Here is a 17,012-nt window from a genome sequence, read left to right on the forward strand (position 1 = left end):
CAGGGGGTGAGCGCGGGCGGAACCCTAACGCATGGTTGGGGTCAGGAAAAGAATCGTTTGGCTTGTCGGGCCGTCGACAAGCCGGCATTACAGTGTCGAAGCGGAGCCCGTAGGAGATCGGCGCGTCATGAATGAATTCCACACGCTCTTTGTCATCTCCTGTATCGCCGTGCTCGCGCCGCTGATCAACAGAGTTCCGGCTTTTGCCCGCGCGCCGATCGTCGCCATCGAGCTGCTGCTGGGCATGCTTGTCGGCCCACATGGGGCGGGGCTGGTGACGGCGGATGGCGCCCTCGACTTTTTAAGGGAGTTTGGTCTCGTCTATTTGTTTTTCCAGGCGGGGTTCGAGTTCAACCAGAATGAGATAAGAGGAAAGCCGCTTCGACTTGGGTTTTTTGCCTGGCTCGCTTCATTGGGCCTCTCGATCGTCATTTCCGGAATGCTGTACCTTGTTGGCCTCGTCGAGGCGCCGTTTCTCGTCGCGCTGATCCTGCCCACGACGGCCTTCGGCATATTGATCCCCATGTTGCGGCAGACCGGGAATCTTGATGACGAATTTGGACATTACGTCCTTGGCGTCGCGGCCGTCAGCGAACTCGGCCCGCTCGTTCTCGCTTCGATCGTTCTGGCGCATCACAATCATCATCTCCATCAGACGCTGCTGAGCGCTCTCTTCATCGCCGTCGGGCTCGCAACGATTTTCTTGCTCAAAAGGGCGCGTTCCGATCGCCTCACAGAAAGCGTTGTGCGCTGGCTTGGCGACAGCGAGCTTCTTCCCATTCGAATCTCGCTCGTTATCTTGCTCGGCTTCATCTCATTCGCCGATAGGCTGGGCATGGAGCTTGTGGTTGGCTCCTACATGGCGGGCATGGCCGTCGCGATCCTCGTGCGCGGCACCAAGGCCGAAATTCTCCAAGAGCGTTTGACCGCCATTGGCTCAGGTTTTTTGATTCCGCTGTTTTTCATCGAGAGCGGCGCCGCCTTCGACTTCATGGCGCTCGTCACGAGCCCAGCGAGCGTTGTGCTTTTCATTCTCTTTTGCACGGCGTTCCTGCTCATTCGCCTGGCGCCGATGAATATTTACCGGGGGACGTTGCCGGAACGCGACATGCCGGCATTGGCGCTATTGTCATCGACGACGCTGTCGCTCGTCGTCGCGCTAACTTATCTCGGCGTGAGCAGGGGACAGATGGCGCCAGGGACGGCCACCGCGCTTGTGGGCGCCGCGATGATGACCATCACCGTGTTCCCGACACTGGCCTTTTGGCTTCGTGGAGCGCAGCAGCAATCTCGCCCCGAGAGCAGCGTATCGCTTGCCGCTCACGCCGTCGCCGATTGGTTCTCTGCGCAGGCGTCTCGCGCGTTCGCCAAGCTTCCCCCTCAATGGCTCGAGGCCATCCAGATTTTCGAGCGGCGCCTCTTCGATCTCGTCAACCGCGCGGCAAATTAGGCTCAGCCGAGCAGGCCGCCCGGCGTGGGCGCGAGCGGGTTGTCGATGAGCGCCTGCGCGTCTGGGCGATCAGGCGCGGGGTGATTGACGAGCGCCCCGTAGAGTCCCTGTACGAAGCTTTCGTCGAGATCCTTGACGATGAAGACGATGCGCGTGCGCCTGTCCGCATCAGGCCAAGCGTCGAGTCGATGCGGCGGGTGAAAGACATGCTGTACGCCATGAATCGCGACGGGCCGCGACGGATCGTCAGCGAGCGCGACGATTCCTTTCACGCGCAACATGCGCGGCCCATGCGTGTGGCGCAGAAGATCAATGAAAATATCGAAGGAGGCAGGCGTCAGCGGCGTCTCTGAGGAGAAGCAGAAAGCGCGAATATGCGCGTCATGCCGGTTCACGTCATGGCTGTGATGCGCATGAGCTCCATCATGAGGCGCGTGGTCGTGATCATGACCGGCGTGACCATGCGCTTGCGCGGCTTCGACCGCTTCGGCGTTGAGCCATTCCTTCACGCGCGGCGTCTTTGTCGCAGGATCATAGAGGCCGCAGTTGATCAGCGCCTCCGGCGTCGCTTCGCCCTTGGCCGCGTCGAGCTGCAGCGCGCCGGGATTAAGTCGCGTAAGCCGCGCCTTCAGGGCGTCGAGCCGCTCTGCGCCCCGAGGCAGATCCGTTTTGGTCAGGACAAGCCGGTCTGCGACCGCCGCCTGCCTGACGGCCTCCTCATGCGCGTCGAGCGTCGCCTCGCCATTCGCGGCGTCGATGAGCGTAACGACGCCGTCGAGCCGATAGCGCATCATCAGATAGGGGTGATACATGATCGCGTGCAGGATCGGCGCGGGATCGGCGAGGCCGGTCGTCTCCAGCACGACGCGCTTGAATGGCTTGATCCTGCCATTGTCGAGACGCTTCAGCAGGTCTTCAAGCGTGTTCACCAGATCGCCGCGGATCGTGCAGCACACGCAGCCCGAACTCATCAGCATCATGTCGCCGTCGATTTTCTCAATGAAGAGATGATCGAGGCCGATCTCGCCGAATTCATTGATGAGGACGAGCGTATCGGCCAGCGCCGGCGAGGCGAGCAGTCGATTGAGCAGCGTGGTTTTGCCGGCGCCGAGAAAGCCGGTAACCACGGTGAGCGGAATCGACGGCGGCGCTGCGCGCACCGTGCGACGGGCGGCGGCATTGGTGAAATCGTTCATTTAGACGGAGCTCACGCCGGAGCAGAAAGAATTTCCTGCTCGCGGAAGGCTCGCATTTTCGCTGAAAACGACGCGCGTTTCCAGAACGAACGAACCGTGGCGCTCTTAGCTCTTGCCCTGTTCGGTAGCGGCGCGAGTCTTCGGGGCGACGGCCCGTTTTTGAACTTCGGCGGGAGGCGCGGCTGTTTTCGGCTTGGCTGCGTGTTTCGTCGCCTTAGGCTTTACGGCCGGCTCAGCTTCGATCACTTGGACCTTGGCGTCTTCCGCCTTCGCCGCGCGCGCGGCCTTCACGGCCTTTGCATGCTTGGCGGCGCGGCGTAGCGACACCGCATCCGGGGCAGGTTTGCTGATCGGCGAAGCATTCGCGTCGCCTGGCTCAGGCTGCGACGCATAGGCGGATAGATCGTCCTGTTCGCCCACGGGAGCGCCCGGCGCGCGCGTACGCGCCACCGGCCCGACATAGCCTGGCGCGCGACCGACATAGACGGAAACGGCCTCAAAGCGCGGGCGCGGCAGCCGCGCGACTTCTTTGGCGTTCATATGCGGCTGAGCGGGGCTCATGGTGTCGAGTAGCGGGATGCCTGTCGCCGCGACCGGCGCGGACGCCTCTTCGATCTCCGCCAAGAATTGCGCCGCCGCGGGTCCCCGGTGGTGACAGACCGCCTCGCGCATGTCAGGCGCCGCGGTGGGGCCAGTATTCGGCAGGGAGGATAGGGATGCGAGAGCCGCGCCGCTCTGGAAGCCGCGGTCGAGCAAGGCCGACGTCTTCGCGGTGCGCAGCATGGGATTGGGCGCGCCGAGCACGACGGCGATCAACCGCCGGCCGCCGCGGGTAGCGGAGGCGACGAGATTGAATCCCGCGGGGCAGGTGAAGCCGGTTTTCATCCCGTCAGCGCCAGGATAACGGCCAAGCATTTGGTTGTGCGTGGGAATGATCTGCCTGCCGAGCTGCATCGCGCCGATATTGAACAGATTGGCGTGCTCGGGAAATTGAACGTAAAGCGCGCGGCCGAGAATGGCGAGATCGCGCGCCGAAGTGACTTGCCGGTCATCAGGAAGACCATTCGGATTGACCCATGCCGACTGCGTCATGCCAAGAGAAGCGGAGGCGCGGTTCATTTCGTCGGCGAAGGCTTCGACCGAGCCCGATACGCCTTCGGCGATGGCGACGGCAATGTCATTCGCCGATTTCACCATCAGCATGACGAGCGCATTGTGCAGGGTCACTTCCGAGCCTGGCCTGAAACCCATCTTGGAAGGCGCCATGCGGCAGGCGCGCGGCGACATCATCACCGGCGTGTCGAGCGAAATGCGGCCCTGTCGCACGGCATCAAGCGCGACATAAGCCGTCATCAGCTTTGTCAGAGAGGCGGGATACCAGGAGGCGGTCGCCTGATCATGCGAGAGCACGGCCCCCGACGCCACATCAACGACGATCGATGGCGCCGCTCGGGCGGGCGCCGATGCGCCGAAAACGATCAACAATGCGCTGCTTGCGGCAATGAAAGTCGATTTCGAGAAGATCATCCGCCTAGCCCCGTCACCCGGCGCTCAAGCGCACGGGATCAAATGAAAACGCCACTTAATTATAATAGCGCCGAGGCGCTCATCCGAAATAGGCGCGGATTTGGGCGATTCGGGGGCGGCGATTTGCGAACTGTTAACCATAATCTCCATAAGAAGCGCGGACGGGGCCGTTAGCGCTGAACAGAATTTCGACGCGCGAGCTCCGGCTCGACGAGCTGATATCTGATCAGGAACTTCAGCGCGCGGCTCCAGGACTGGTCGGTTTCCCCGCGCAGGTCCGTTTGCGAGACATGCGTCAGTCGCCCGGTGCGCGCGTCGCGAATGCGCATTTCGAGATATTGCTCCATCACGCTGACTTTTCGAAAGAAGCAGACGAATGACAAGTCGGCGCCAAGCGCGCGGGCGATATCGGCGTCACAGCCGTTGCATTTGCGCAGCCAATGATCTTTCACTCTCTGATCCGTCGAAGCGCTTCCGTCGACGATTTCGAACAGCCCGGACTGGGTCAGAAGTTCGCGCGCGAGCGCTGTCATTTTTTGAAGGCGCGCCGTCTCTTCCGGGCTTTCGCCGGCGATCGGTCCTCCGGCGGTGAAATCGTCGAGCTCGATGTCGAACACGGCGAGTTTCATTGGCGGCGACGATTCTGCGTGAGCGCTCGCGATAAGCCCGATTGCGCCCGCCATGAGCGCCAATATTAGGACGAGGACGCATTTCTTGTTTGTCATCGCAAAGCTCGCCTCCATTTTATCCATTATACATTCTGCGCCGCCTCTTCGAGCTGTGAAATGCACGCGCCCCAGCCGTCGTAAAATCCGAGCTCTTCGTGCCGCTGGCGCTCGGCGTCGTCCTTATGCAGGACGCGCGCGACGTATCGGGTGCCCGAGCCTTCGTCGGCCATTGTCAGGATCGCGGTAAACGCGAGCCAGGGCGACGCAGGGCGCCAGCCCCCGACCAGCATTGACGTGAAGACGATGCGCTCCTGCGGCGCAATATCGAGAAAGCACCCGGGGTTGTCGCTTTCTCCGCCATCTGGCCCGCTCATAAAGGTGTGAAAGGCCCCGCCAGGATAAAAGTCGAAGGCGCGAACTTCGGTTTTCCAGGGTCGCGGACACCACCATTCCTTCAGGATCGCCGGATCAGCCCAGGCCTTCCAGACGCGCGCGCGAGGGACATTCAGGAGGCGCGAAATTTCAAGATCGAGGCTTTGATCGGTCATCCTGCTCCTCGTTTTTCTCCAAGAATGCGTCCAGGCGATCGAAACGCGCTTCCCATTCCGCACGTTGTCGGCCAAGCCACGCCTGCACGGCGTCAAACCGTTTCGGCTGGATGCGGCAGGTGCGCACGCGCCCGACTTTTCGGCTCGTCACAAGCCCGCTCTGCTCCAGAGTCTGCAAATGCTGCATGACCGCTGGGAGCGATATTTTCAGCGGCCTGGCCAGTTCGCTGACATTCGCCGGCCCCCGCGCGAGGCGCTCGATCATGGCGCGCCGCGTCGGATCGGCGAGCGCGGAGAACATGAGATCGAGGTTGGCCGAACGCTTAGGCATTTGCTTAACTATCATCGCACGGCGGCAAGGGCAAGGAAAACTTCATCAATTGCTTAAGTTTTTTCGCAGCTATGTTTGTTGGAACAGTTCAGATGTCATTCCCGATGCTCGCAAAGCAAGCGATCGGGCAACCTTGCTTTTTTGTAGTCGCAGCCCCTACAGCCGTCATTGCGAGGAGCGCAGCGACGAAGCAATCCAAAGGTCGGCTCATGATTCTGGATTGCTTCGCTTCGCTCGAAGGGATCAACCTCAGTCTCAATCAGCCGACGCGCGCAATGAGACGCTTTTCCCATTCGAGCGCCTGACGGACGATCTCGTCGAGGTTGTCATATTGCGGCGTCCAGCCGAGGGCTTGACGGATTCTCTCATTGGCGGCGACGATCGCGGCGGGATCGCCCGGCCGACGCGGCGCAATTTCAACGTCGAAATCAACGCCCGAAACGCGCTTCACCGATTCGATGACTTCGAGAACGGAAAAGCCGCGCTCATAACCGCAATTGGCGGCGAGATTGGCGCCGCCCTCGCGCAAATAGCGCAAAGCGTCGAGATGGGCGCGCGAAAGATCGGTGACCTGAATATAGTCGCGCACGCATGTGCCGTCCGGCGTCGGGTAATCGTCGCCGAAAACTTGCAGTTTCGGGCGCAGGCCGAGCGCCGTCTGCACGGCGACCTTGATGAGATGTGTGGCGTTTGGCGTCGATTGTCCCGAACGGCCCTTCGGGTCGGCGCCGGCGACATTGAAATAGCGCAATGCGACATAGGAGAGTCCGTGCGCACGCGCGGTGTCCTCCAACATCCATTCCACCATGAGTTTCGACCGCCCATAAGGCGAAACCGGCTTTAGCGGCTCGTCCTCGGTCACCGGATTGTGCAGCGGATCGCCGTAGACGGCGGCAGTCGAAGAAAAGATGAAGCGCTTGATTCCGCGCGCGACCGACGTCGCGAGCAGCGTGCGCGCTTTCGCCGTATTGTTGAGATAATAGCCCAACGGATCGGCGACGGAGTCGGGAACGACAATCTTTGCGGCGAAGTGAATGATTTCATCAACGGCATAGCGTTCGATCAAACCCGTGACGAGGTCCGCATCGCCGAAATCGCCGATGACGAGCGGCGCCCCGTCTGGAACCGACCAACGGAAGCCGGTCGAAAGATCATCGAGCACCACGGGCGGAGGTTCGCCGGCGTCAAGCAGCTCGAGTACAGTATGACTGCCGATATAGCCCGCGCCGCCCGTCACCAGAACCCTCATGCCGCAACCTTCCTCTCGTTTCTTCCGCCCAATTTAGCGCCGCAATGCCCCGGCGAGTCGCTTCCGCGCTGATTTGCCGCTATCACCCCATCGCCGTCTCAACCCTCACCAGGCTTTTCCATGAGCAAACGCATTCGCAAGGCCGTTTTCCCCGTCGCTGGCCTCGGCACGCGCTTCCTGCCCGCCACCAAGGCCGTGCCGAAGGAGATGCTGACCGTCGTTGATCGGCCGGTCGTACAGCATGTCGTCGATGAGGCGCGTGAGGCCGGAATAGAACATTTCGTTTTCGTCACGGGGAGAGGCAAGGGCGCCATCGAAGATCACTTTGACATGGCCTATGAGCTCGAGGACACGCTGCGCCGCCGCAACAAGTTGAAGGAATATGAAGCTCTGATGTCAGACCTGCCGGCCGCCGGCGCAACAAGCTTCACGCGCCAGCAGGCGCCGCTTGGACTCGGCCACGCCGTGTGGTGCGCGCGCGACATCATTGGCGACGAGCCTTTCGCGGTGCTGCTCCCTGATATGATCACGCTTCCGGCAAAGGGCAAAACATCGCGTTGCCTTGCAGAGGCGGTCGCGGCTTACGAAAAGCATGGCGGCAATATCATCGCCGTCGAGGAAGTAAAGCCGGAAGAGACGCATCAATATGGGATCGTGGCGCGCGGCAAGGATTATGGCGCGACCTTCGAAATCACCGGCATGGTTGAGAAGCCGCCACAGGGAACCGCGCCGAGCAATTTCATCATCTCCGGTCGCTATATTTTGGAGCCGGAGATTTTCGCATCGCTCGGCAAACATGAGACAGGCGCCGGCGGCGAAATTCAACTTACGGACGCCATGATAGATCTTGCGAAGACGCGGCCCTTCCATGCCGTGCGTTTTGACGGACGCACCTATGACACGGGCTCGAAGCTTGGATTTCTCGTGGCCAATATCGCTTTCGGCCTCGCACGGCCCGATGTCGCCGGCGGTCTGCGCGCCGAGCTGAAAAAACTGCTCGACTAAGCGTATATACCGTAAAAACATAGGCTTAGGCATGTCGCTCGTCGAACTGTCGCCCCAGTCCTGGGCGCCAGTTTGACGTTGGCGCGCGCGCTTCATTAAACCATTGGAAGGGCTTTTCAGATCGGCGCGCGGCCGCGCGTGATTGAATTCAAGCGAGGGATTGAACGCTGATGCCGCAACAAGGCGCCGCACGCAGAATCGTCATTACTGGAATGGGCGCAGTGTCGGCGGCCGGCGTTGGCGCGGCGGCGCTGTGGCGCGCGGCGCGCGACGGCGTCTCTTGCGTGCGGCCGGTGAAATTGCCGCGGCCCTTTACCGGACGAATCGGCATCGCGGCGCAGGTCCCGGACTTTGACGCCGCCGAATATCTCGAAGCCGAACTGCTTCCGTATTGCGATCCCTTTACTCAGTTCTCCATCGTCGCCGCCGATGAGGCGCTGGCCCAGGCCGGGTTCGCGGGAAAAGAGGTCGGCGGGCAACGAACGGCGGTGATTATCGGCACAGGCATCGGCGGCGCCACGACGATCGATAACAACGCCTATCAGGAATATAAGATCGAGACCCGGCCGGACACGCTGACCGTGCCGCGCCTCATACCGAGCGCCGCGCCGACGACGCTCGGCATGCGCTATGGCGCGAAGGGGCCGACTTTCGCGCTCGCCTCTGCTTGCTCCTCCGCGACTCAGGCGATCGGCGAAGCCTTCGAGATGCTGCGCGCTGGCCGCGCCGATCGGGCGATCGCCGGCGGCGCCGAAGCCTGCGTGACCAATGGCGCCATTCGCTCATGGGAAGCCCTGCGCGTTCTCACCCCTGACCTTTGCCGTCCGTTCTCGCAAAAGCGCAACGGCATGACTCTCGGCGAAGGCGCTGCGGTCTTCATTCTCGAGACGCTGGAAAGGGCGCAGGCGCGCGGCGCAACGCCGCTCTGCGAACTCGCCGGCTATGGCACGACGAGCGACGCTTTCGATCCGCTGCGCGCCGATGTCGAAGGCCCATCCCGCTGCATGCGGCTCGCGCTTGAAAGCGCCGGACTGGAGCCGGGAGACGTTGACTATCTCAACGCCCACGGCACGGCGACCTACGCCAACGACATCACCGAATCACAGGCCATGCGGGCCGTCTTTGGCGATAAGCCGCCGCCGGTTTCCTCTACGAAGCCCGTGCATGGCCATGCGCTTGGCGCAAGCGGCGGGCTCGAACTTTCGATCGTCATCAGCGCGCTTCGGGAGCAGGTCGCGCCGCCGACGATCAATTTTCTTGAAGCGGATCCGAAATGCGAGGTGGACGCCATTCCTAATGTCGCGCGCGAAATGCCGATCCGCGTCGCGCTGTCGAATTCCTTCGCCTTCGGGGGCATCAACGCGACGCTTGTCGTTCGCGCGATTTGATTGGTTACGCTTCCCGCAATTCCTTGTTCAATCCGTCTACGCCATCCGAGATCGCTGAGTGGACGAGCGCTATGATTTCGTCCCGATGCTCGGCGTCGACGTCGAAGCGCACCGTCCAGGACAGGACGCTGTGCGCTTCGCCATCGTCGTGAATCTCGACGACGCCCGCATAGTCTTTCACCGGAAAAGGATGATGCGGGCGTTCGTAGCGCAGTCGTCGCGCGCCGGCGTCGATTTCCACGATGTTGTCGCGCATTTCTTCGCCGGTCGTCAGCTTCATAATGCGCAGGGCGCCGACGCCAGCGCCTTCCACGCGGCAGTCGGAGATGATCGGAAACCAGCGATCGAGTCCGCCAATTCCGGCAATCGCCGCCCAAGCCCGCTCAGCGGAGGCGTCGAGCCGCTTCGTTATATTGACCATCGCATTCATTTCACTTGCTCCGCTCTCGCGCTTTCCGCAATCTGTCGCGCCAGATATTGTTCTGCGCGCCGCCAGGCTTCGTCGTCGTCGCCGCGAAAGGTGAGGCGGCGGTCGTCGATCAGGAGATTCTTCTCCACATCCACGATTTGCGCCTGCGCCAATTGCACGAGCGTGCTGATCTTATGCACGCCGCCGTAAAGGACGAGCCGCGCGCCCGCCTTTTTCGCCGCCTCGAAAAGCGCCTGCGGCGTCATGCGGCCCGCCGAGCAGGGAACGGGACCGCAATCGAGCGTCACGACCCTGTAAGCGCCGCCGGCGTCAAGGTCCTGGCGCAGCGCCGCGCCGAATGCGCGCAGCCGCGCTTCATGCTGGTCCCTCTGGTCTTTTTCCTCGCCGGAGGTGTCGACATAGTCGAAATCGAGGACGGCGATCGTCGCCGGCGCGACGGCTTGGGCCCATGCGCCGGCAAGCGTCGCGACGATGAGCGTCATTGCGGCGATCAAGGGCGTCCGCGCGTGCGCGTAAGGCATGTGCGATTCCTTTCCTGCGTGGGGAGTCCTCAGTTCGCAACGGGCCAAAAGGCCGCGGTGAGCAGCGCCAGCGCGATCCAGAAGCCGATTTCCAGCGTCTCGATAATCGGCTGCACGCGCTGGACCGCGCCGACGATATGCACGACGATCATCGTCGCCCAGACCATCGCCATGAATTCGAATGTCGGCGTTAAGGCTTCTCCGGTCAATGCGGCGCGAAGCATGAAGAAATTCAAGATGAGCGCGAAGGCGCCGAGACAACGGCCGAAATAGACCGTGAGATCGTGCTCCAACGGAATTTCCCAGCCGACGAGTCGCGCCCAGAAGAGCGGCGCGAAGGCGATCGGGATCGAGAAAAGAATGAGGGTCAAAGAGCCGAGCGCGAGCAGGAATGTTTGCGCATGAGGCGCGAGAGAGCCGATCATGGCCCGCCTCCTTCCAAAGGTCAGTCGCGCCGAGGTTAGGCGCTGGAGAGCGGAGAACTTGCCATTTCGCGCCAGCGGTGGAAGTTTCGCGCGAGACGCATTTTCTATTGGAATAGGGGAGGTTCGTGGCCGCTCTCGGCTTCACTAAGGCGCGTTCGATGGGGCCCGTCGCGGAAGCGGTCGAGCGCGCCGGCGGCTCGGTCGCGCGTGTCTTCCGCAAGGCCGAATTGCCATTGCGCCTGATTGAGGCGCCTGAACAGCTCATCCTGTTGAGAGACCAACTCGCGCTCGTCGAGCACGCCGCGCGTGAATTGGACGACGAAACGCTGCCGCTGCGCCTCTCCATGCAGGCGGGGATGGAAGGGCTCGGACTCTTCGGCAGACGCGTGCGAACGGCGCCGACGCTCGAAAACGCCATTCAGCGCTGCAACTTTGGCATTCAATCGATGTTACAGTCGATGACGCGCATGGATCTTAAGCAGACCGAAGCGAGCGCGGCGCGCCTCGCGGCGTGGACATATGAAATATTGGATGATGCGCCTGTCGGGCGGCAGAAGAACGAATTGCTCGCCTTCGGCTATATGATCTCCGCGCTCAAACATTTTCGTGTCGGCGCGTTGCGGGTCACGCTGCCGCGAAAGCCGCCGGAGCGCGCGACGCTTGAAGACCTTTTAGGCTGCGAGATTGCGGCCGGGGAAAAAGCCGCGCTGGTTTTTCCTGCAGAATGCTTGTGCAACGCCAATCCGGCATGTGTCGACCCTGACGACGCGCGTATCGACGACATGCCTTCGCCGACCGACTTTTCTGCCGCCGTCGAGCGACTCGTAGAACTCGCCTTGTTGGAGCGACGTCCCACGATCGACGCCGTGCGCCGACGTTTGGCGCTTTCGGCGCGCAGCTTGCAACGCCGGCTCGCTGAGGAGGGCGAGAGCTTCGATGCGATTCGCCGCCGCGTCGTTCTCGCGAAGGCGCGAACCCGCTTGAGAGACGGAGCGACGCCGATCACGCAGATCGCCTATGAACTCGGCTATTCCGACGCCGCGCATTTTTCGCGCGCTTTTGCCGCCTGGACAGGCGAGAGCCCACGCGCCTGGCGGCGCGCCGCATTGGCGCGAGCATGTGAAACAGGCTTGCCGTCCCTGGGACAACGCCCTTAGTAGGAAGGGGTTTTTACGAATAACGTTTGCAAAATATGGCAGACAGCGACGACGATCAGCGAAAGGGCGCCCCAAAAGGGGCGGATTTTGACCGGAAGTTTAAGGGCGCGCCGAAAAAGAAGGCTGCGCTTGCCGCCGCTTTGCGCGCTAATCTCGCCCGTCGCAAAGAGCGCGAACGCGCGCTAAATGGCCAGACGCCAGCCAAAAACGGCGGGGATTCGAAAACCGACAGCGAGGGGTGATGGATAAGATCAAGATCGTCGGCGGAAGCCGGCTCAATGGCGTGATCCCCATCTCGGGCGCGAAAAACGCCGCTCTGCCGCTGATGATCGCGTCGCTCCTGACGCGCGAGACTTTGACGCTCGCCAACATGCCGCTTCTCGCCGATGTGACGCTGCTCGAACGCATCCTCGGCAATCATGGCGTCGATTACGCTATCGCGGGTAAACGCGCCGGCGATTCTGTCGATGCGGGCCGCACCGTTCAGCTTACCGCGCGCGAGATCGTCGACACCACCGCGCCTTATGAACTGGTTTCGCGCATGCGCGCGAGCTTCTGGGTGCTGGCGCCGCTTCTCGCCCGAATGGGCGAGGCGCGCGTATCGCTTCCCGGCGGCTGCGCGATCGGCACGCGCCCGGTCGATCTTCTTCTCATGGCGCTCGAAAAACTTGGCGCGAAGATCGACATCGAGAACGGCTACGTCGTCGCCACGGCGAAGGAAGGTCTTGTCGGCGCCGAGATTGACTTTCCGAAGGTCACGGTCGGTGGCACGCATACGGCGCTGATGGCGGCGTCGCTCGCTCGCGGAACCACCGTGTTGCACAACGCCGCGCGCGAGCCGGAAGTCGTCGATCTTGCCGACTGCCTCGTGAAAATGGGCGCGCGCATTAAGGGCGCGGGCCAATCGACGATCGAGATCGAAGGCGTCGGTTCGCTTTATGGCGCAAGACACGCCGTCATGCCTGATCGGATCGAAACCGGCACTTACGCTATGGCGGTGGCGATGACGGGCGGCGACGTTCTTCTCGCCGGCGCGCGCGCTGATCTTCTGCAGGCGGCGCTCGATGTGCTCGAAGAGACCGGCGTCAGCGTGAGTGAAACGAATGAAGGACTGCGCATCGCGCGCAATGGCGCGGGCATTTCATCCGTCGATGTCACGACCGCGCCATTCCCGGCCTTTCCAACCGATCTGCAAGCGCAGTTCATGGCGTTGATGACGCGCGCCAAGGGCGTATCCCGCATTACCGAAACGGTTTTCGAAAATCGCTTCATGCACGTGCAGGAGCTGGCGCGATTCGGCGCGCATATCAAGCTTGAAGGCGACACCGCCATCGTGACGGGGTCGGATTATCTTGAAGGCGCGCCGGTGATGGCGACAGATCTGCGCGCGTCAGTGTCGCTCGTCATCGCGGGGCTCGCCGCGCGCGGCGAGACGACGATCAACCGCGTCTATCATCTCGATCGCGGTTTCGAGCGGCTGGAAAAGAAATTGCGTGGCTGCGGCGCGGAAATCGAGCGCATCAGCGGACAGGGGTGAGAGCGATCTTAGCCAAGGACTGACGAGGCCTGGCGTTTAGTCAGGCGCCTCGGACTCTATCGATTCTCTTGAATTCAGTTGGCTTCAGTCCGGCGGCGATCGGGGGTTTGCGACGCTCCAGAGAACATCGTCGCGATCCACTGAGTTGACGGAAACTGTGCGCAGAGCGTGAGAAAGGCGATCGCCAGCGGGACCCCAATGAAGGCTCCTGGAACGCCCCATAAGAAAGTCCAGAGAACGACTGCAAATACGACAACGGATGGTGAAATCGCCAAAGCCGAACCCGAAATGAGCGGCTCGAGATAGCTGCCGATGACAAATTGAATCACAGCGAGAGCAACGAACACGAGCATCGCGGTTTGCCAGGAATCGAATTGAACAAGAGCAAACAACGCTGGAAAAACGGTAACGATCAACGACCCGATATAAGGTAGATAGTTAAGCGCGAATGCGAGGATCGCCCAGGCGGCGGCAAGCTCAAGTCTCATGAGCAGAGCGAAACCGCCGACAGCGACGGCCGTCGCAATGCTCGCAATTGTGCGGACGATCATATACTTGCGGAATTTCTTCCCGATCGACTGGCTTGCCGTCAACAAACGACGACTTGTTTCTTGGTCTTTTAGTTTCATAATGTGATCTTGAAAATCTTCTGTTTCGACAAGGCCCATGATCAAGAATATGAAGACCAGAAGAGAGAAACCAACAAGAACATTGACCCTTATCGCGACTGTTTTTAGAAAGCCGACCAACCACGCGGCGTCGAAATTTTCCGTCACATGCGACATCACAAATATGTCGTGATCTTCCAGCCACGTCGTGGAATTGCGGAATGTCGCTCCAATTTTCAAAAGATTCTGACGGGTCCAGTCGGCGATCTCGCCGCCTCCCCATACAACCATCGATGTAAGCGCGATAACGGCGGCAAGCGTCACGACAATAGTGATCAGCAGCGCCAAAGCTTTTGGCATTCGGAACTGGAGCGCCTTCTGCAGCGGCCAGATCAAGGCGATTATAAATATCGCAAAAATCACCGGCTCAATGACGACCTGGGCCATGGAAGACGTTGCGAGCACAACGAACGTTATGACGAGCGCAGCCATGATGGTCACGAGTTGGTTATCCATCTTGCACCCGTTGATTCGCGGTCGGTATCTAGCTGTAATTCTAGCGCTGCATTGAAAACCATCTACTGGGCGCGTGTGAGAGGCCATTATTGCGGAGTGTCATTCCCGGCGCGCCCTTTGCGCGCGATCGGGAATCCAACAAAAATCCATTGATGGGACGAGGCGCCCCTGGATTCCCGATCAGACCTTCAGCCTGTCGGGAATAACAAGCCTGGCGCCACTCTCACTCGATCACAATCTTCACCGCGCGCGATGCGACCGGGGCGAGCGCAAGCCGCGCCTGAATGCGATGCGCGCCGGGCGTCATCGGCCAAAACACGGTTTCGTCCGCCTGCGCCGTGACGAAGGGCTCGCCGTCGATCGTCCAGACGATCTGTGCGTCCGCGCTGGTCGGCGCGAGCTTCAACGCCAGTCTGTTGAAGCGCTCGGGCTGCTCCGGATTTCGCCAGATATGCGTATTGTGCTCCGGCGTCGCGATGACGAGCGAGGCGCCATGCTCTTGGAGCTGTTCGAGCCCCGCGTCCGATGCGCCTGTCGGAGCCTGACTTGCGCCCGGCGCGCCTGAATGAGGCATCGCAGAGCGAGCCTCGGCCTCGCGCGCCTCCGCCGGCCTAACCCATTCGCGCAGAGTCTGAGCGCATTCGCCGTCGCCGGCGCGACAGAGGTCTATGGCGACGCGGCCTGGCGGCGGCGCAAATGTTTCCGGCGCGATGTCTCCGGGCGTCGCGCCATGCAGCTTCGCAAATACGGCGTGAGCAAGCCGCGCCGCCGATGACACGCCTGTCATCGCGCGCATCGCGCCAGCGTCCCCGCGCCCGATCCACACGCCGACAATGAATTTGTGCGAAAAGGCGACCGTCCAGGCGTCGCGATAGGCTTGCGACGTTCCGGTCTTCACGGCGACGGCGAAAGGATATTCGAGCGGTCCGTAGCGTGGAAAGGATGGAAGCCGCGCCTGCGGGTCGGCAAGCATGGACGTGATCAGACGCGCGCTGTCGACCGACAGCACGCGCCGCCGCGCACGCCGCGCTTCTCCGCGCGTGAATGCAAGCTCGCGCATAAGTCCGTCGTCAGCGAGCGCCGCGTAGGCGCGCATCACATCCTCAAGCCTGGTCGGCAGCGCGCCGATCGCCATGGAAATTCCAAAACTCTCCGCCGGCGTTTCGAGATCATGCAGGCCGAGGTCGCGAAGGAAATTGAAATTTGCCTCAAGTCCGACGCGGCGCAGCAGATTCGTCGCCGGCACGTTGCGGGAATTGGCGAGCGCCTGACGCGGCGTCAACGGTCCGAGATAGAGTCCGTCGGCGTTCGATACGCCCGACGCCCCTTCGGGAATGTCGTTCAAAAGATCTGTCGTCTTAAGAGCGCCGCGCTCGAACGCCAGCGCATAGATGAAGGGCTTCAGCGTCGAACCAGGCGAGCGCCGCACGCGCGTGAAGTCGAAGGCGCCTGCCTGCGGATCGCGATAGTCCGATGAGCCGACATCGGCGATGACGGCGTTCGTTCCTCGCTCGACGACCATGACCGCGACTTGCCGCGCGCCACGGTTACGAAAATTGGAAAGATAGCGGCGAGCGAGATGCAGGACCTCTCGTTCGACCTCCATATCGATCGTCGCATTGATGCGTTGGTCGCCGTCTGAGACGGGCAGCGCCAAGCCCTCGCGCGCGAGCGCCTCGTAACGTAGCGCGAGGTGCAGCGCCTCAGGACGGCGCTTGGCGTCGAGCGGTCGCATGTGATCGAGCTCTGCGCGCGCCAGCGCCGTCTGCGCGCCGTCGAGCGCGCCTTCTTCCTCTAGTCGCGCGAGAGCGTATCGGGCGCGCGCGGCCGCCAATTTGAGGCCGCTTTCGCGCGTGATGTTCATGCGTCCAGGCGATTGCGGAATGGCGGCGAGCAGGGCTGCCTGCGCCCAGGAGAGATCTTCGACCGGTCTGTCGAAATAGAAGCGCGCGGCGTAGGCGGCGCCATGTCCGTTAAGTCCGTAGGGCGCGAGCCGCAGATAATGTGCGAGCGTCGCCTCATGTCCGTGACGCGCGACGATGGCGAGCGCCGTCGCGGCCTGCATCAGCTTTTTGCCAAAGCTGCGCGGCCTCTCGCCCTGCATGCGCGCAACTTGCATGGCGATCGTCGAAGCGCCTTCACGTCTGCCGCGCAACATCAGATTGCGCCAGGCGGCGCGCAGCAGCGCGCGAATGTCGACGCCGGGGTGAGCGTAAAAGCGGCGATCTTCGAGAGCGAGAGTCGCATGCGCAATTTTTTGCGGGACAGTCTTCAGCGGCCAATAGCCGTAATCGACGCGCGCCGCATTCGTCGCGCGATCAAGCATCCTTTCGCCGATCTGGGTCAGAAAGGCGCCGTTACGGTCGTAAACGATGGCGCTTGCGCGTGGAGAAACGAGTTCGGCGCGTGACAGCGCCTCACGCGAGAGCCAAGCGGCGCCCGCCACGAATGTTGCA

Annotated in this window: 16 protein-coding genes; 5 read left to right on the forward strand and 11 right to left on the reverse strand. The window is 61.7% G+C overall.

From position 1 onward, the window contains the following. Positions 1-127: 127 nt before the first annotated feature. Positions 128-1,450, forward strand: coding sequence for a cation:proton antiporter (locus FEV16_RS00770; protein ID WP_138165706.1), 1,323 nt, complete (start codon positions 128-130; stop codon positions 1,448-1,450). 2 nt (positions 1,451-1,452) lie between these two features. On the opposite strand, the gene FEV16_RS00775 is transcribed toward FEV16_RS00770, so the two are convergent. The 6 genes from FEV16_RS00775 to galE all read right to left on the reverse strand — a co-directional run bounded on the left by FEV16_RS00775 (position 1,453) and on the right by galE (position 6,969). Further along, positions 1,453-2,646, reverse strand: coding sequence for a GTP-binding protein (locus FEV16_RS00775; RefSeq protein WP_138165707.1), 1,194 nt, complete (start codon positions 2,644-2,646; stop codon positions 1,453-1,455). Positions 2,647-2,751: 105 nt separating this feature from the next. Next, positions 2,752-4,173 (reverse strand): D-alanyl-D-alanine carboxypeptidase family protein, encoded by a 1,422-nt coding sequence (locus FEV16_RS00780; RefSeq protein ID WP_138165708.1) that lies wholly within the window; start codon positions 4,171-4,173, stop codon positions 2,752-2,754. A gap of 170 nt (positions 4,174-4,343) precedes the next feature. Next, positions 4,344-4,898, reverse strand: coding sequence for a DUF3280 domain-containing protein (locus FEV16_RS00785; protein ID WP_138165709.1), 555 nt, complete (start codon positions 4,896-4,898; stop codon positions 4,344-4,346). A 26-nt stretch (positions 4,899-4,924) separates the two neighbouring features. Continuing rightward, positions 4,925-5,389: an SRPBCC family protein gene (locus tag FEV16_RS00790; protein ID WP_138165710.1), complete on the reverse strand. Its 465-nt coding sequence runs from the start codon at positions 5,387-5,389 to the stop codon at positions 4,925-4,927. After that, a complete protein-coding gene (locus FEV16_RS00795) occupies positions 5,364-5,720 on the reverse strand; it encodes a metalloregulator ArsR/SmtB family transcription factor (protein WP_138165711.1) in 357 nt (118 codons plus the stop codon). The genes FEV16_RS00790 and FEV16_RS00795 overlap by 26 nt, the downstream gene beginning before the upstream one ends. A 259-nt stretch (positions 5,721-5,979) precedes the next feature. Then, a complete protein-coding gene (gene galE, locus FEV16_RS00800; protein WP_138165712.1) occupies positions 5,980-6,969 on the reverse strand; it encodes a UDP-glucose 4-epimerase GalE in 990 nt (329 codons plus the stop codon). A 120-nt stretch (positions 6,970-7,089) separates the two neighbouring features. Between galE and FEV16_RS00805 the strand changes: the two genes are divergently transcribed. Then, positions 7,090-7,974, forward strand: a complete 885-nt coding sequence (locus tag FEV16_RS00805; RefSeq protein ID WP_138165713.1) for a UTP--glucose-1-phosphate uridylyltransferase — start codon at positions 7,090-7,092, stop codon at positions 7,972-7,974. 170 nt (positions 7,975-8,144) lie between these two features. Beyond that, positions 8,145-9,362: a beta-ketoacyl-[acyl-carrier-protein] synthase family protein gene (locus FEV16_RS00810; protein ID WP_138165714.1), complete on the forward strand. Its 1,218-nt coding sequence runs from the start codon at positions 8,145-8,147 to the stop codon at positions 9,360-9,362. A 4-nt stretch (positions 9,363-9,366) separates the two neighbouring features. Here FEV16_RS00810 and FEV16_RS00815 read toward each other — a convergent pair whose 3' ends face one another. From FEV16_RS00815 to FEV16_RS00825, 3 genes are read right to left on the reverse strand one after another with little or no spacing between them, the layout of a single operon-like run. After that, positions 9,367-9,792 carry an SRPBCC family protein gene (locus tag FEV16_RS00815; protein ID WP_138165715.1) on the reverse strand — a complete coding sequence of 142 codons (426 nt, stop codon included), beginning with the start codon at positions 9,790-9,792 and terminating at the stop codon, positions 9,367-9,369. Beyond that, a complete protein-coding gene (locus tag FEV16_RS00820; RefSeq protein ID WP_138165716.1) occupies positions 9,789-10,313 on the reverse strand; it encodes a DUF2380 domain-containing protein in 525 nt (174 codons plus the stop codon). Before FEV16_RS00820 ends, FEV16_RS00815 begins: the two co-directional genes overlap by 4 nt. 29 nt (positions 10,314-10,342) lie before the next feature. Next, positions 10,343-10,738, reverse strand: a complete 396-nt coding sequence (locus FEV16_RS00825) for a hypothetical protein (RefSeq protein ID WP_138165717.1) — start codon at positions 10,736-10,738, stop codon at positions 10,343-10,345. A gap of 125 nt (positions 10,739-10,863) precedes the next feature. Here FEV16_RS00825 and FEV16_RS00830 point away from each other — a divergent pair, with 125 nt between their 5' ends. Beyond that, positions 10,864-11,895 (forward strand): AraC family transcriptional regulator, encoded by a 1,032-nt coding sequence (locus FEV16_RS00830; RefSeq protein WP_171015113.1) that lies wholly within the window; start codon positions 10,864-10,866, stop codon positions 11,893-11,895. Positions 11,896-12,136: 241 nt separating this feature from the next. Further along, the gene (murA, locus tag FEV16_RS00840; RefSeq protein ID WP_138165720.1) at positions 12,137-13,432 is read left to right on the forward strand and encodes a UDP-N-acetylglucosamine 1-carboxyvinyltransferase; all 1,296 of its coding nucleotides are present in this window, start codon (positions 12,137-12,139) and stop codon (positions 13,430-13,432) included. 74 nt (positions 13,433-13,506) lie between these two features. Here murA and FEV16_RS00845 read toward each other — a convergent pair whose 3' ends face one another. Both FEV16_RS00845 and FEV16_RS00850 read right to left on the reverse strand, forming a co-directional pair. After that, positions 13,507-14,556 carry an AI-2E family transporter gene (locus FEV16_RS00845; protein ID WP_138166423.1) on the reverse strand — a complete coding sequence of 350 codons (1,050 nt, stop codon included), beginning with the start codon at positions 14,554-14,556 and terminating at the stop codon, positions 13,507-13,509. Positions 14,557-14,779: 223 nt separating this feature from the next. Further along, positions 14,780-17,002: a transglycosylase domain-containing protein gene (locus FEV16_RS00850; protein WP_246657103.1), complete on the reverse strand. Its 2,223-nt coding sequence runs from the start codon at positions 17,000-17,002 to the stop codon at positions 14,780-14,782. Positions 17,003-17,012: the final 10 nt, after the last annotated feature.

Source organism: Methylocystis sp. B8, assembly GCF_005771425.1.
GTDB lineage: Bacteria > Pseudomonadota > Alphaproteobacteria > Rhizobiales > Beijerinckiaceae > Methylocystis.